This is a genomic window from Vibrio sp. 811 (assembly GCF_033339195.1).
In genome coordinates this window covers 1-2,321 of the sequence record NZ_JAWOUB010000054.1, presented here as the reverse complement: position 1 = coordinate 2,321, position 2,321 = coordinate 1, and the positions used below count along the sequence as shown (strand labels likewise).

Below are 2,321 nucleotides of genomic sequence, written 5' to 3'. Positions count from 1 at the left end.
TTCCTCCTTAGCTCAGTTGGTAGAGCGACGGACTGTTAATCCGCAGGTCGCTGGTTCGAGCCCAGCAGGAGGAGCCATATTAGAAGAAGCCGCATCACTTGATGCGGCTTTTTTGTATTAGTTTAAAGCTAAGCTCTCTCCTACTACCCACGAAATAACATAAGCGCTTTGATTATTAAAAACCGCTTACCGCAAGCTAACTATCGACTCACTAAATAACCAGAAAATATTAACCACAAACGCGCGTGGCAAATGGTATGCCTTTCAACTAAAAAAAAGCCAGGTAAAAACCTAGCTTTTTAATTCAATCGGCCATCTCTGAAATCAGCTTAAACCACCAAGACAAATATACTTTGTCTCCAGATATTCATCGAGGCCTTGCTTAGCACCTTCCCGTCCAACACCCGACTCTTTAACTCCACCAAATGGAGCCACTTCAGTAGAGATGATCCCTTCATTCACTCCAACCATACCGTACTCTAAACCTTCACTAAAAGTCACAATACGCTTCAAGCTATTCGTATAGAAATAGCAAGCCAAACCATATTCTGTATCGTTAGCCATTTCGAGAACATGATAATCATTTTCAAAGGTAACAATAGGCAACACAGGCCCGAATAGCTCTTGCTGAACAATCGACATATTCTGCGTCACACTATCCAAAAGAACGGGCTCCATAAAGCGACCAGGCCGTCTCTGTGGAGAGTTAGCAATAGAGGCTCCTTCTTGTACAGCTTGATCGATCACCGCCTCTAGTCGATGCTTAGAGGCCATCGTAATAACAGGACCTAATGTGACACCTTTCTCTAAACCATTGCCAAGCTTTAATTTGCTTAACTTCGACAATACTTTATCAATAAAAGCTTGTTTTACATTTTTATGAACATATAGCCGATTGGTACAAACACATGTTTGCCCTGCATTACGGAACTTCGACGCGACAAGCCCTTCCGCAGCCGCATCTAAGTCTGCATCTTCAAACACGATGAAAGGCGCATTACCACCCAACTCCATCGACACCGCCTTGACTGAATCACTGGCTTGCTTCATCAAAATTTTCCCGACTCGCGTAGACCCCGTAAAAGAGATCTTCTGAATCCTAGGATCAGTACTTAGTACTTGACCAAACTCAGCAGCCTGCTCCGACACCACGACAGAAAGCAGTTCTTTAGGGATACCAGCCTGATAAGCTAATTCAACAACAGCAATTGCAGTGAGAGGGGTAAGCTCTGATGGCTTGATCAACATGCCACAACCTGCCGCTAGGGCTGGTGCTGCTTTTCTTGTAATCATCGCAATAGGGAAGTTCCAAGGTGTAATTGCAGCGCATACTCCCACAGGCTGGCGAATTGCAGATAGACGTCTATCTGTCGTGGGGGCAGGAATAACTTCGCCATAAGCACGTTTTGCTTCTTCTGAGAACCACTCGACAAAAGAGGCACCATACATCACTTCCCCTTTGCTCTCAGCTAAAGGTTTTCCCTGCTCTAAGGTAATAATCGTGGCTATGTCTTCTGCATTATCAAGAAGTAGTTGATACCACCCCCTCAAACGACGAGAGCGCTCTTTGGCACTTAATTTAGCCCAACGGACTTGCTCCGTTTTGCACTGACCAATGAGATCATCTAACTCCTCAAGAGTACTAGGCTTTAACCGAATTAACTCTTGTTCAGTTGCAGGGTTGATGACCACAATTCCCTCTTCGGAAGACCATTGCTTAAATACAGATTTCAGCGTTTCATTTTTTATTTGTTGCATCATCAAACATACTCCTCAAGAACTCCTCTTAGGTTAATCGCTACTAGCAAGTTCAGCAAAGAAAACAAAGTTTTCTAAAAGGCATTAATTTTCGGAAGACTTAGCTCTCTTCCTCACTATATTTCGCGAAATTGCGTAATCCACGCAACGACGGTCCCGCTCTAAACATGGAAGCAATGAATGTTTGAGAAATAAGATGTAGAAAATTATTGTTTAAGAGAGACGCTAATAAAACGCGCAGTGAGGAAGACTATTCATTCTACTACGGTTGAGGGCGAGTGTTATAAAGACTCATTGTTCAAATGACCAATCTTTCAACGAGGACATGATACAAACTCAGAGTAATTGGAAGTGCAGGCAGCAGGCTCATCTTCCTGAGAAACTCATGTGCCAAAAGGGTAAAGAAAGTCGTATTGTCTCGCCTTCAATGTGTAAATGCATTTCTAGGGGACACGACCAAACGAAAAAGCCCCAGTCTTTCGACTAGGGCTTAATATAAGTGGCGGAGTGGACGGGACTCGAACCCGCGACCCCCGGCGTGACAGGCCGGTATTCTAACCAAC

At 44.1% G+C, this 2,321-nt stretch carries 1 protein-coding gene and 1 tRNA gene; one reads left to right on the top strand and one right to left on the bottom strand.

What is annotated here, in order from left to right:
• Nucleotide 1 precedes the first annotated feature (1 nt).
• Nucleotides 2-77 (top strand) — tRNA-Asn (locus tag R7Q46_RS24670).
• A 247-nt stretch (nt 78-324) separates the two neighbouring features.
• Here R7Q46_RS24670 and R7Q46_RS24665 read toward each other — a convergent pair.
• Nucleotides 325-1,761, bottom strand: a complete 1,437-nt coding sequence (locus R7Q46_RS24665; protein ID WP_262647755.1) for an NAD-dependent succinate-semialdehyde dehydrogenase — start codon at nt 1,759-1,761, stop codon at nt 325-327.
• Nucleotides 1,762-2,321: the final 560 nt, after the last annotated feature.